General features: G+C 29.6%; 12 protein-coding genes and 1 tRNA gene. 3 read left to right on the forward strand and 10 right to left on the reverse strand.

The genetic code is table 11. From position 1 onward, the window contains the following. Window positions 1-8: 8 nt before the first annotated feature. From OCHUTO_RS00120 to OCHUTO_RS00130, 3 genes are read right to left on the reverse strand one after another with little or no spacing between them, the layout of a single operon-like run. Complete coding sequence (locus OCHUTO_RS00120) at window positions 9-551, reverse strand: septation protein A (RefSeq protein WP_045796868.1); 543 nt, start codon at window positions 549-551, stop codon at window positions 9-11. 3 nt (window positions 552-554) lie between these two features. Further along, the gene (locus tag OCHUTO_RS00125; RefSeq protein ID WP_045796869.1) at window positions 555-1,394 is read right to left on the reverse strand and encodes an FTR1 family iron permease; all 840 of its coding nucleotides are present in this window, start codon (window positions 1,392-1,394) and stop codon (window positions 555-557) included. Window positions 1,395-1,419: 25 nt separating this feature from the next. Further along, the gene (locus OCHUTO_RS00130) at window positions 1,420-1,764 is read right to left on the reverse strand and encodes a cupredoxin domain-containing protein (RefSeq protein ID WP_045796870.1); all 345 of its coding nucleotides are present in this window, start codon (window positions 1,762-1,764) and stop codon (window positions 1,420-1,422) included. A 397-nt stretch (window positions 1,765-2,161) separates the two neighbouring features. Between OCHUTO_RS00130 and OCHUTO_RS00135 the strand changes: the two genes are divergently transcribed. The 3 genes from OCHUTO_RS00135 to pheT all read left to right on the forward strand — a co-directional run bounded on the left by OCHUTO_RS00135 (window position 2,162) and on the right by pheT (window position 5,888). Continuing rightward, a tRNA-Lys gene (locus OCHUTO_RS00135) sits at window positions 2,162-2,237 on the forward strand. 208 nt (window positions 2,238-2,445) lie between these two features. After that, window positions 2,446-3,489, forward strand: coding sequence for a phenylalanine--tRNA ligase subunit alpha (gene pheS, locus OCHUTO_RS00140; protein WP_045796871.1), 1,044 nt, complete (start codon window positions 2,446-2,448; stop codon window positions 3,487-3,489). Then, window positions 3,486-5,888: a phenylalanine--tRNA ligase subunit beta gene (gene pheT, locus OCHUTO_RS00145; protein WP_045796872.1), complete on the forward strand. Its 2,403-nt coding sequence runs from the start codon at window positions 3,486-3,488 to the stop codon at window positions 5,886-5,888. Before pheS ends, pheT begins: the two co-directional genes overlap by 4 nt. Before the next feature lie 142 nt (window positions 5,889-6,030). On the opposite strand, the gene OCHUTO_RS00150 is transcribed toward pheT, so the two are convergent. From OCHUTO_RS00150 to OCHUTO_RS00165, 7 genes are all read right to left on the reverse strand, one after another. Then, a complete protein-coding gene (locus OCHUTO_RS00150) occupies window positions 6,031-7,965 on the reverse strand; it encodes a primosomal protein N' (protein WP_045796873.1) in 1,935 nt (644 codons plus the stop codon). Window positions 7,966-8,224: 259 nt separating this feature from the next. Further along, window positions 8,225-8,389, reverse strand: coding sequence for a hypothetical protein (locus tag OCHUTO_RS06115; RefSeq protein WP_232296880.1), 165 nt, complete (start codon window positions 8,387-8,389; stop codon window positions 8,225-8,227). A 23-nt stretch (window positions 8,390-8,412) separates the two neighbouring features. Beyond that, window positions 8,413-8,637 (reverse strand): hypothetical protein, encoded by a 225-nt coding sequence (locus tag OCHUTO_RS06120; RefSeq protein WP_052694593.1) that lies wholly within the window; start codon window positions 8,635-8,637, stop codon window positions 8,413-8,415. Window positions 8,638-8,776: 139 nt separating this feature from the next. After that, entirely contained in the window at window positions 8,777-9,034 is a 258-nt protein-coding gene (locus tag OCHUTO_RS06125; protein WP_052694594.1) for a hypothetical protein, read from the reverse strand. Between the two features lie 9 nt (window positions 9,035-9,043). Continuing rightward, entirely contained in the window at window positions 9,044-9,166 is a 123-nt protein-coding gene (locus OCHUTO_RS06735) for a hypothetical protein (protein ID WP_269745465.1), read from the reverse strand. A gap of 288 nt (window positions 9,167-9,454) precedes the next feature. Continuing rightward, a complete protein-coding gene (gene odhB, locus OCHUTO_RS00160; protein ID WP_045796874.1) occupies window positions 9,455-10,693 on the reverse strand; it encodes a 2-oxoglutarate dehydrogenase complex dihydrolipoyllysine-residue succinyltransferase in 1,239 nt (412 codons plus the stop codon). After that, window positions 10,693-13,518 carry a 2-oxoglutarate dehydrogenase E1 component gene (locus OCHUTO_RS00165; RefSeq protein ID WP_045796875.1) on the reverse strand — a complete coding sequence of 942 codons (2,826 nt, stop codon included), beginning with the start codon at window positions 13,516-13,518 and terminating at the stop codon, window positions 10,693-10,695. Before OCHUTO_RS00165 ends, odhB begins: the two co-directional genes overlap by 1 nt. Window positions 13,519-13,530: the final 12 nt, after the last annotated feature.

A 13,530-nucleotide genomic window follows, 5' to 3' on the forward strand; every position in this document is an offset into this window, starting at 1 on the left:
TAAAAGTTTTAAATTTTATCAATCTTCTTTTGATGTTTTAGCAAAAATGGTAATTGTGTCAAAAAAAATAATACAGTTAACGGAAATACTCCAAATACTTTAAAAGCAACCCAACAAGATTCCGAGTAATAGCGCCATACAACCTCATTTATTACTGCCATAAAAACAAGATAGCAAGCAGAACGTAATGAAAAAACCAACCAATGCTGATCATCCATTTGAAATACTGAAGAGAACATTGGTTTTAACAGAGGACGCTTCTTTAAATAGCCAATATATAATATTATTGCTAAAACCATATATAATATCGTTGGCTTCATTTTAACATATTTAAAATCGTTTAACCATATTGAAGCTATACCTGAAATAAGTAACACTCCCCCTGAAATTAATAGCGGCAATGAAACTTGCTTATAAATAAAAAAATTAATCAGAAGTGATATACAAGTAGATATCATAATAAATAAGGTTGCCTTACCCATATCACTACCAATATTATAAGTTATAAAAAACACTATTACAGGCCCAGATTCTAATAAAATCTTTAACATTTTTTATCTTTTCCTTTTTTCTTGATATTGATTACAATCATTTATTGAACAATAGTAATGTAGAGTATACAACCCTAACAAAGTCGAAATATAAAATACAACTTGCGCCATATTTGGAGTAGTAGTGTATCCAATTAATGCTTTTAGAACTCTACCTAACAAACTTTCATCAGATATAAACCATGCAGAATTCCATAAAACTTCTGAACCACTTATGATTATACCAGATGAGGTCATAATAACAGCAGCTTCCGATGACAGAGCTGCAGCTATAAATAGCAATAACCAAAAAGACACTTTAAAAAAATATTTCGGGGAAATTACCATCAAACCATTATATATACTATATCCTATTAACAAAGCTGCTATACTACCTATTATACTACCTATTAAATAATCAGTAACATATACTGCTCTATCAGTAGCAATGATACTACCAAGAAAAAGAATTATCTCAATTCCTTCACGAATAATGGTAGCAGCTACCATTAACGATATTGCCCATTTTGAAGTAGTTCCAATACAAATCTCATTTTGTAAATTACCGAACCATTGCTTTAGCTTACTGTTATAGTTTACAACCTTTACAATAGTATATGCAACCATAACTATAGTTAAAAAAATTATTGCAATAGAAAAAATCTCTGCCCCGAACCCATCAAACATAAGTGATATTTGAGCAAAAATGAATGCAAGCAGTATAGATATCATGCTACCAATCACAATTCCAAAAATAATATAATTTCGAGAATTCGCAATACCTAAAGTAGCAGCACTAATAATGCTAATGAAAATAGAAATTTCTAACATTTCTCGAAAAATTATTACTGACACTTTAGCCATAATACTTTTCTTAATTTTACTTGTTTCACTCTACAATAATTACTCCTTGAGCTGTTTCTTCATGAAATTCTCCAAAAAACTTGTATCTACCTGGCTTAAGAGGTGGCAACATTAATTTAATTGTGCTATGAGCAGGAATGATTTTTTCTCGTTTCAAATCTTTACTTTCAAATTCTTCCACAGAATCATCAAAATTTTCTATTATTAATTCTATTCTTTTATTAGCCTGAGCATGTATTTCTTTAGGTTCAAATACATGATCTTTTATAGCAAGTTTGCACACTACAACATCACTATTTAATCCCCAAGATCCTAAAATTAGCAATACAAAAATTAAATATGTAACTATAATGAATTTATTGTTTATCATTGCATTACTTAACTATATACTCACTTTCAGAAAATTATACTAAAGCTTTAAAATTTAATATTTCAAAATATACCCAATATTTTCAGCATTTTGAATTTAATTTACGAATTTATTCTGTTTACTCCTTAACTCTAAATTTTTTTAAATATTAAATACTAGATGTAATAATATCAATTCTATCTTTAACATACAACAAATTTTCATAATAAATCTTGACTCTATATCAAATTTATTCCATGCTTGCCGAGCAGTATAGCATATGAAAGTGTATAAATGTTTATCTAGAATCTTAAATTATTTAAACTATTATAATGTTTATATGATGTAGCTTATTAAAAATAGGTTTAATTCAAGCTTAATAGCATTAAGTAAAGAAGTAATTCATATCAAGCTATATGAGCCTGTAGCTCAGTTGGTAGAGCACTTGACTTTTAATCACGGGGTCCCGGGTTCGAATCCCGGCAGGCTCACCATATTGTTTTATTCTGTATGCTTTAATCCAAAGAATAATGTTCCAATAAAAGATTATCACTTTTTTTCTTTTAGTTATTGAAATAATCATAAGCTTTAATTTTTGGTATAAGTAAAGTTTGTTTTTATTGCTGCCTCTTTGGCTATATTCAGTTGACAATCAAAAGAAGTTAGACTAACTTTTTTTATTAACTTCAATTAATTCATTCTATGCTTAATCAAATTTTATCTAAATTTAGAGAAGAAATTAGTAATATTAATGAAAAAAAGGCACTAAATAACCTTAAATTGCGCTATTTAGGAAAGTCAGGCATTATTACCTTACAATTTAAAAATATAGCAGAACTGGATATTGAGCACAGAAGGGATTACAAAAGTAAAGTAAGTTTAGTCAAAACAGAAATTGAAACATTAATTTCCACAAAATTAGCTGAAATTCAAAAGCAAGAGATGATAAAATTGCTTGATAGCGAAAAAATAGATGTAACTCTGCCCTCAAGAAAAAAATTTCATGGTAGTATTCATCCAATTTCTCAAGTTACTGAAGAATTGTTAAGCATATTTTCCATGTTCAACCTTAAAGTTTTTGATGGCCCTAATATAGAAAGTGATTGGTATAATTTCAGCGCATTGAATATTGGAAGTAATCATGCTGCGAGACAGATGCATGACACGTTTTATTTAAATAACAGCGCTACTAGCAATCAAATGCTATTAAGAACGCATACTTCTAATGTTTCTATACGAATTATGGAACAACAAAAACCACCAATATATCTCGTTGCCCCAGGGCGTGTCTACCGTTCAGATTTTGACGCAACTCATACACCTATGTTTCATCAAATAGATGGAATAATAGTAGATAAAAATATTCATATGGGGCATCTAAAATATATAATTATTAATTTCATAAAAATGTTTTTTGAGAAGAAAGATATTGAAATAATATTTAGACCAAGTTTTTTCCCATTTACTGAACCTTCGGCTGAAGTAGATATTAAATGTTCGATTAACAATAAATGGTTAGAAGTTTTAGGATGTGGTATGATACATCCTAATGTTCTACGTAATGTTAATATTGACCCTGACGAATATCAAGCAATAGCTTTTGGGCTAGGAATTGAGAGATTTGCAATGCTAAAGTATGGTATTACAGACTTAAGAAAATTCTTTGAAAATGATCAAAGGTGGTTACAATATTATAGTTTTTCAGCCTTCGATATACATACAATGTTATATGGTTTAAGCAGATGAAATTTACACTAAAGTGGCTAAAACAATTTTTAGCTACCAATGCAAATTTAACTGATATCACTCAAGCATTAACAAATCTAGGTTTAGAGGTTGAATCAATAATAGATCGGTCTGTTGAATTAAAAGATTTTATCATTGCTGAGATTATAGATGTAAAACCTCATCCCAACGCTACCAAATTACAAATTTGTGAAGTTAATTCCGGAAAAAAAATATTGCAAATTGTTTGTGGAGCTTCAAATGCAAGAACAGGACTTAAGGTAGTTCTTGCTATACCAGGCACTAAAATTCCTAATGGTGATTTTATCATCAAAACAACTAATATTCGAGGAATTACAAGTCAGGGAATGTTATGCTCAGAAAAAGAATTACTTATCAGTAATAGCAATAATAATTGTATAATAGAATTACCAAATACTGCAATTGTAGGCAACTCATTTGCAGAAGATTTTGGATATGATGATTCAGTTATTCAAATTAATGTCACACCAAATCGTGGAGACTGCTTAGGAGTTTATGGCATTGCTAGAGAACTACAAGCAAAAGGATTAGGCAAATTAGTAGAGAATAGTTTTCATAAAATTCACAATACACATTTTCAAAGCAATATAAAATTGCATGTATCAGCTAAAGATGCTTGTCCATTATTTATTGCTACTGAAGTCCAAAACATTAATACTGCTTGTAGTAGTCCATTATGGCTGCAACATTTTTTACATAATATCGGTCTTAAGTCAATCTCTCCCACCATTGACGTTACTAATTATGTTTGTTACAGTTTCGGTTATCCAATACATGCTTATGATAAAGATAAGCTGTTAAATAATGAAATTGAAATTAGAACAGCTTATGCAAATGAGAATATAACAGCATTAAACAATCAAACTTATAAATTAACACCTAAAGATTTAGTTGTAAGTTGTGGTAGTAAAATTATTGCATTAGCTGGTATTATTGGAGGATTAAATAGCAGCTGTAATTCTAAAACTAACAACATAATCTTAGAAACTGGTTATTTTGTACCCAATAAAATTATAACTACTGGCCGAAGATTAAATATTGAAAGCGATGCACGCCATCGTTTTGAAAGACATGTTGATTATAGTATAGCTAGTAAAGTTCATACTATTGCACTAAATTTAATTACTTCAATTTGCGGCGGAGAAATATCGGAAACTATAGTATTTGATAATATAAGCATAACACCAGCGAAAATATTAGAGTTTCCAATTAATGAATTTGAAAAAAAAACTGGAATTAAGTTAGAAACATCAACAATAATAAATATCTTAGTTAATTTGGGATTTACTATTTGTAATGCCACTTCTAGCACTTTAAAAATTAAAATACCATCGTGGCGCTCTGATATTGCCATTAAAGAAGATATAGTAGAGGAATTACTAAGAGTAAGTGGCTATGATCTTCTACCTGAAATACCAATCAAATCAAATCAACAGTCATGCATAGTACTACCTAATAAACAACAAAAAATATCAACTCTCAAAAAAGTTACAGCAACTTGTGGATATAATGAAGTTGTTACTTGGTCATTTATTAGTAGTAAAATAGTTAAATATTTTAGTACTTATAATGAAAAATTAAAAATCTTGAACCCTATCAGTCAGGAACTTGACTATATGAGACCTACTATTATTCCCAATTTGCTTGAGTCTATCGCAAAAAATCAAGCTAGATCAATTAAAAACCAAGCTTTTTTTGAAGTAGGGCCAGTTTTTTCTGAAAAAAAAATAGGACAAGAACAATGCGTGCTAGCTGCTGTAAAATGCGGCAATAAAGAACTTATACACCCACATAATCAAATTCTTGAGTGGGATATTTTTGATATTAAGGCTGACTTAGAAAATATCCTTTTTGAGTTAGGGATCAATATTGAAAACTGTAAAATTATTACTAATGCTACTAGACAATACTATCATCCAGGCAGATTTGGCAGTATTATGCTAAGTAACACATGCATCGGTTGTTTTGGTGAGATACACCCTGAAATTTTAGCTAATGTTAACATTAACAATAGAGTTATGGCGTTAGAGCTAAATATTGACTCATTGCAAATAAAAAAATCTCAACCTAAAAAACAAATCATACTATCTAATTATCCACATATTGAAAGAGATTTTGCCTTTATAGTGGATAAATTTATACCAGCATTAGAAATAGCAGCCTCTATTAAGGAAGTTAATAAAAATTTAATAAAAAAGGTTGAAGTGTTTGATGTCTATAGTGGCGAAAAAATAGATAATAATAAAAAATCCTTAGCATTTAGAGTAACAATACAATCTAACGAACAAACCTTAACTGAACTAATAATAAAAGAAATCAGCAGCAATATAATCTCAACAATAGAGAAAGCATTTGATGCAATACTAAGAGATCATTAACATTAAAAAAACTATCAATAATTTAATATTACATTTTATCTAAAAAATAATTTTATAAAATTTTTTCATTAATGCTTGACTCTATCTTGCTACCTTCACAGTCTCTGTCGAATTTTTATTATGTCGCATATATTAGTAAAATCTAAAAAAAATTATATGGATCAATATCTATTTTCAAGCTAACAGTTTTAGAATGTAGAGACAAAATATTCCAGTCCTTAATATAACTATGAATATTAAGTTGTCGATTAAAAATCAACAATATTCTAAAACGATATTTATTCTTCAATTTATATAACAAAGCTGGAGCTGGCCCTAATATTCGTAAATGTTGACATGGTTGAGCTGTTTTGACAATACTTTCTGCTACTGATTGAGCATTTTGTTCTAAAGTAGATATTACACTAATAGCAACAAATTTAGTTACTGGTGGCATATTATTGTTAATACGTAAGTTCATCTCATAATTAATGAAATCTTCATCTTTATAATTAATCAGATAATTTAATAAAGCACTGTCAGGATAATAAGTTTGTATATAAACATGCCCTTTCACTTCTTCTCTGCCTGATCTTCCTGCTACTTGGTTAAGCAATTGATATGTTTTTTCATTAGCTCTTAAATCACCACCATACCCTAAATCAGCGTCAATGATTCCTACTAAGTTTAGATTTGGAAAATGATAGCCTTTTGTAAGCATTTGTGTACCAATGATAATATCCACTTCACTATTGACTATTTTTTGCAAAATGTTAGTACTATCATCAGTGGCAGTATCTCTACTAACAACAGCTATCCTATATTTAGGAAAATAAGTTTTTACTTCTTCAGCAATTCTCTCAATTCCAGGCCCATAGGCTGATAATGTTTGTTTCTTACATTCAAGGCAATATGATGTAAATACTTTAAAGATACCACAGTGATGGCACTGTAATATATTTTTAGATTTATGAAAAACTAAACATGAAGAACAAGATGTGCATGTAAATCGAAAACCACAATTACGGCAAAGTATTATAGGAGCATAACCTTTACGATTTAAAAATAATAATATTTGTTTATTCTGTTTTAAAGTTTGCATCATGGCATTTTTTAAACTATTAGATAACCACATTCCAGTTTGTAAATGCTCCTTTCTCATATCAATAATATTAATATGAGGTAAAGTAGCATCTCCAAATCTACTTTTAAGCTTAATAAGGCGGTATTTTTTATTATAAGTATTATATATACTCTCAAGAGATGGAGTTGCTGAAGCTAGAATCACTGGTATATTAGCAATATGCCCTCTCATAACTGCCATATCTCTAGCATTATACATTATGTTATTCTCTTGTTTATAGGATTGATCATGTTCTTCATCTACTATAATTAATCCAAGCGATGAATATGGTAAAAATAAACTACTACGTGTACCAATAACTACCTTTATTTTATTAGTTAATATTCCCCGTAGTATTTTTTTCTTAGAAGCTTTACTAATAGATGAATTCCACATAGCTGCATTAAATTTGAATCTATCAGCAAATCTAAGTGCTATGTGACTGGCAAGATTAATTTCTGGCATTAATAAAAGTACCTGTGCCTTTTGTCGTAATACTTCAGCTATTAAATGAAAATATATCTCTGTTTTTCCAGATCCAGTAATACCTTGCAGCAAAATCGTACCTGTAGTCTTTCTAATAGTATCAAATGCTAACTGCTGCTCTAGAGATAAGTTTGACATTTGAAATAAACTATAGTTAATATCTTGTAATTGAGCAACATATGGCTTCTCATTTAACTCAACAGGTAAAACCATTTTAGCTACAGTTCCTAAATCCACCATATAATATCTTGCTGCAATATTAATGAACTTGAGATTGGAAAGTCTAACATTCTCTATTTGAAATAGCTTGGCTATAATTTCCTTAATATTTTTGCACTGAGGAATAATATTAATCTCCCATACAATACCAGTAATTTGCTTATTTCGAAAAGGAACAACAACTAAATCTCCAATGTGGAGCAAGCATGTAGTTGATTTATACTCTAGCGGAAATAACTTTAGCTTTGGTAAAAGTACTCTAATAAACATGAGTCACTACTAAGATTAGTACACTTAAATTAAGATTTAAACTGGGATAGTTGGAATTTTTCTTGAAAAATCTCGAGTTTGGAATTGTAAATCACTAATAGATTGCTTTAAAGATATTCTTCCACCTATATTAGCAGCATCCTTCCATTTTTCTAATATCAACGCTGCAAACTCAGAATGAATTATATATGTCTTCTAAAACCTATACCATCAATTTTTATTGAATACTCCATGTAACTTATTATAATAATCTACCATATCATTTACCTATCTCTGTATAGCAACTGTTTGACACAAATGGATTATTACTTTGAAACAAGATGATAAATTCCTTCTTACTGCCATATTCATTAATATCACTAACTTTGTCAAGAAATTTTATTGTTGCTTCACATGCAGTGCTTTCTGTAGTAGGCCTATGCAAATCTTCAGCTACTGTTTCATCAATTACAGTATAACTTTAGAACTGAAAATAGTCTCTACTAAATCATAGACCATTAAGGCTTCAGTTAAGGCTTCAGTCAACTTTATCTCTCCACTATCATTAGGATATAATCTATTTGAAAAATATCCAGAAGGACATTCACCTAAGCTAGTTGAGTAAAAGGTGTTAACGAATTTATTTTTACATGATATTTTTTGCCAACTTAATAATATACTTTTTGCCTTCATCAAGGCTTTCTACACCTAAATTACTAATGTTTAACATATTTAAATCTAGATTTTTTTTATACGCTAATATTAATTGTTAATACAGAAGGCACAATACCATCAATGTTAGCCCATAATTTGCGATTTCCTGTTAATATTACTACTTCACCATTAACTTTAACATTATATTTGATATTGTATAATAGTAGTCGATGATACTAGATATCGTACTAATACAAGATGCTCCAGCAATCCAAGCAGCATTATAATTTTGATGCTTGGTGTTTTTTTCACGATCTATAAGTTGTAAAGCTTCTGCTATCTTTAAATACTCTTTTTTATACTTTTTCATCCAACTTTGTGCATTTATTTCACCACGTTCTTCGCCAATTTTTCTATTAAAAGCGCTTTGAGCCAAATAAATAATTTAATCCATAATATCTTGTACATCTAACTCTGTCCCTTCTCCTAAATTTTTACGTAATATTTTAGCATCAAACTTAGCAGAATCATCTTGATTAGCTCCAGATATTTTTACAATAAAATACATTTGCTTAAAAGTTGTTATAGAATCTTTAACTTTTAAAGCATTAATAGCTTGCCATAATTGCTTAGGTTAAAAATAGCCTGCTCTTGCAATACACATAAAAGAGCCTATTGATGCTTCTCTCTACTTACTGTTAAGTTTAGTGTTTATAACCATTAAAACCTAGTTTCTAGCTGCTAGTGAAAATTAGATAACACAACCCCCTTTACCTGTATCAATAACAAAAAGCTAGTAATAATTAAAGCTACTAAAACTATAACAACAACATTAATTCTTCCTTTCATAAATTAATTAAATACTAAGCAGCAATCTCTCTGGTGACTCTATGTAATTTTTTACCTTTGTTAAAAATGTTACTGCTTCCTTACCATCAATAATTCTATGATCATAAGATAAAACTATATACATCATTGGTCTAATTTGTATTGTACTATTAATTACTACAGGCCTATCCTGTATTTTATGCATTCCCATTATTGCAGATTGTGGTGGATTAATAATAGGCGTCGATAGTAATGATCCAAATACTCCTCCATTTGTAATAGAGAATGTCCCTCCGCTAAGTTCATTAATGGATAAATTTCCCTCTTTGGCTTTTTTACCTAACTGAGAAATTTCCATTTCTATTTCAGAAAAAGAAAGATGCTCTGCATTTCGTATTATTGGTACTACTAATCCTGAATTAGTGCTTACAGCTACTCCTATATCATAGTAATTATGATATAATATGTCACTACCATCAACTTGAGCATTAATTATTGGAAGTTCTTGCAAAGCAGCAACTGCTGCTTTAACAAAAAAAGACATAAAACCAAGTTTAATTCCATGCTTTTTTTCAAATTCTTCTCTATATTTTTTCCTCAATTCTGTGATGTTAAACATATCCACTTCATTAAAAGTAGAAAGAATAGCAGCATTATTTTGAGAGTTTTTTAAGCGTTGTGCAATAGTACGTCTCAACTTAGTCATTCTAATACGCTCTATCATTCTACCAGACTTTATTGCAGCTAATGGTGATACCATCTGAGATGTTAACTGTGATGTTTTCAATTGTTGAGTCTGTACATCATCTGTTAATTTCATATTATTTATAACATTAATAATATCTCCTTTGGTAATTCTATTATTTTTTCCACTACCATTAACATCTTCAAGATTGATTTTATGCTCTGTAACCATTTTAATAACAGAAGGTGATAATTTTTTATTTGTGACAGTTTCCAGATGTGATAGATTTACATCTTTTTTATCTTCATTATCATCTATATTAGTATCACTTTTCTGTGCAACATCTGAGCTAATAACACAAATTATCTCTCCAACTTCAACATCATCCCCCTCATTTTTTAGAATTTTTGTTATTTTGCCATGTACATTAGCATTAATATCTATCCCTACTTTATCACTTTCTACTTCCGCAATTTTTTCATCTAGTTCAACTATATCACCTTCTTTTTTACACCATTTAGATATAGTTCCTGATGACACTGATTCTCCAAGAGATGGCAATACTATATTTGTTTCTTTCATTATAAATTTTCTCCTATATTAAAAGCACACCGTATTAATTCTTGCTGTTGCTGATTATGAAGATTATTATACCCTACTGCAGGAGCAGCAGCCTGATCTCTGCCAATATACTTTAACTTAACAAGTTTTTTTGCTTTATCAATAATATCTTCTAAATAAGGCTTAATAAACGTCCAAGCACCCATATTTTGCGGCTCTTCTTGACACCATATAATTTCATTGTATGCTGAGTATTTTGCTAAAATTGCTGATAATAATTTAGTTGGAAAAGGAAAATACTGCTCAATTCTAATAATTGCAACATCTGTAATTTTATGTTTACTTCTAAAATCGTAAAGTTCGTAAAATAACTTACCACTACAGATAATTATTCTTTTTATTTTTCCTTTTGCAAGCGTATCCACTTCATCAATCACTAACTGAAAATAATTTCGAGGACCCAAATCAGCTAATTTTGATACTACCAATTTATGCCTTAATAATGATTTTGGAGACATAACTATTAATGGTTTAGAATCTGTGCTAATAATTTGCCTGCGCAACAAATGAAAAAATGACGCTGGTGTAGTTGGATACACTACCAGTATATTATTATTAACTGCTAACTGTAAATATCTTTCAATTCTAGCTGAACTATGCTCCGGCCCCTGCCCTTCATATCCGTGAGGTAATAATAAAACTATATTACTCTGCATTTGCCATTTTGTTTCAGCTGAACTAATAAATTGATCAAAAACTATTTGAGCTCCATTTGCAAAATCTCCAAATTGCGCTTCCCATATCACTAATTGCTTTGAATTAACTAGCGAATAACCATACTCAAAACCTAGTACTGCATATTCAGATAGTGGGCTATTAGCTATTTGCAGATATGCTTGATCTGATGATAAATTATTCAGAGGAATATAATTACTTTGATTCAATTGACTATATAATACTGCATGTCTATGAGAAAAAGTTCCTCTTATTGCATCCTGACCTGTTAACCTTATTGGAATTTTTTCAATTAACAAGCTAGCAAAAGCTAATTGTTCTGCTGTAGCCCAATCAATTTGCTCATTGAGAGCTACTTTATTTAAACGATCACTCAGTAATTTCTTTAGCCGTGAATGAATAATAAACTCAGATGGAATAGTGCATAATTTTTCATTAAGTGCTAGTAAAGTATCTCCTTCTACTCCAGTTAATATATTTTCTGACTCTTTTGAACAAATTGTTTGGTACGTATTGTTATTATAATTTGATGGTAAAATTGGTTGACAAGTTTTTGCTATCTCAAACTGTTCATTTAAAAAATTTTTAAATTTATTTCTTATGTCTTTATAATCAGATTCAAGTATAAACTTCTGATCAATAAGTTTTTGGGCATACAATTCAGTAACACTTACCTTATTTTTAATAACATTATACATTGTAGCTTGAGTAAACATTGGTTCATCACCTTCATTATGCCCATATTTACGATAACAAATTATATCTATAACAACATCTTTAGCAAATTTTTGTCTATAAGCCATAGCAATTGATGTTACTTTTAGTACTGATTCTGGATCATCTCCATTAACATGGAAAATAGGTGCTTTAATAGTCTTTGCTACTTCAGTGGTATATTGTCCTGGATAAATCTCATCAATATTAGCTGTAAATCCTATCTGATTACTAATAATATAGTGCAATATACCGCCAGCACTATAAGATTTAAGTGCTGATAATAGCAAACTTTCAGCTACAACACCTTGCCCACTAAAAGCAGCATCACCATGAATTAGAATTCCCATAAAATTTTTACGAGTTATATCATTAAATACATCTTGCTTTGCTCTAACTTGGCCAGCCACTATTGAATTTACAGCTTCAAGATGGGAAGGATTAGAAGTTAGAGATATTCTAATATTATTATTATTTTTACCTGTATATATACCAGAATATCCCATATGATATTTAACATCTCCAGAAAGGCCTTTTTCTTTTATATGAACATCATTTATAAATTCTGCTATTATAGCATAATGCGGTTTCTTAGCTACCTCAGCTAATGTCACCAATCTCCCTCTATGGGCCATACCTATTACTACTTCTTTCAGGCCATAACTAATTGCTTGTTCAATAGCTGCAATAATTGCTGCTACTGCAGTTTCAGCTCCTTGACTAGAAAAGCGCTTTGCACCTACAAATTTAGTATGTAAAAATTCTTCAAACCCTGTAATTGATATTAAATTTTTTAGTAATAGATTTCTATCAATATTATCTAAATCTAAAGATATCTGCTCTAATTGATTATATAACCAATCAATTTCATTTTGATCAGTTATATGATTAAATTCAACAGCAATGTTATTACAGTAAATTTGTTCTAAATAATTAATCAATGTTCTAAAATTTGATACTTTTACAAAGTTATTAGGCAGTGAAAAACAAAAATTTTCATCAAGATCAAACTCTGATAATCCAAAATAATTTAAACTAAGTTGTGCTTGTTCCTTAGTTTTTGGTTTTTGTAAACCTAAAGGATCAAGCTTAGCACATAAATGCCCATTAGCTCTGTAAGCTGCAATTAATTTCTGAGTTTGAAACTGCCTTAGTTGAATTAAATATTTATTATGGTGACTTTCAGACGGAGATATATTTGCCTCTACAAAATCATCAGTAGCTAACCCTAAATTTGAAAAATTAGGCTTATTAATAATAGGATACTTGTACTCATTATATTTCTGGAAAAAAGTAATCCAGCTATTATCTACAGAAAATGGATCTTTAATATATTTTTGATGCAAATACTCAATATATTCAGCATTCTGGATAAATAAAAAATCATCGCTGATCACATAGTCCTCTTA

This window comes from Orientia chuto str. Dubai, assembly GCF_000964595.1.
GTDB classification, from domain to species: Bacteria; Pseudomonadota; Alphaproteobacteria; order Rickettsiales; family Rickettsiaceae; genus Orientia; species Orientia mediorientalis.

Bases quoted from the DNA above. Each gene is read 5' to 3' on its own strand.
- OCHUTO_RS00120 (WP_045796868.1), bottom strand. From the start codon at position 551: ATGTTAAAGATTTTATTAGAATCTGGGCCTGTAATAGTGTTTTTTATA.
- OCHUTO_RS00125 (WP_045796869.1), bottom strand. From the start codon at position 1,394: ATGGCTAAAGTGTCAGTAATAATTTTTCGAGAAATGTTAGAAATTTCT.
- OCHUTO_RS00130 (WP_045796870.1), bottom strand. From the start codon at position 1,764: ATGATAAACAATAAATTCATTATAGTTACATATTTAATTTTTGTATTG.
- pheS (WP_045796871.1), top strand. From the start codon at position 2,446: ATGCTTAATCAAATTTTATCTAAATTTAGAGAAGAAATTAGTAATATT.
- pheT (WP_045796872.1), top strand. From the start codon at position 3,486: ATGAAATTTACACTAAAGTGGCTAAAACAATTTTTAGCTACCAATGCA.
- OCHUTO_RS00150 (WP_045796873.1), bottom strand. From the start codon at position 7,965: ATGTTTATTAGAGTACTTTTACCAAAGCTAAAGTTATTTCCGCTAGAG.
- OCHUTO_RS06120 (WP_052694593.1), bottom strand. From the start codon at position 8,637: ATGAAGGCAAAAAGTATATTATTAAGTTGGCAAAAAATATCATGTAAA.
- OCHUTO_RS06735 (WP_269745465.1), bottom strand. From the start codon at position 9,166: ATGTATTTTATTGTAAAAATATCTGGAGCTAATCAAGATGATTCTGCT.
- odhB (WP_045796874.1), bottom strand. From the start codon at position 10,693: ATGAAAGAAACAAATATAGTATTGCCATCTCTTGGAGAATCAGTGTCA.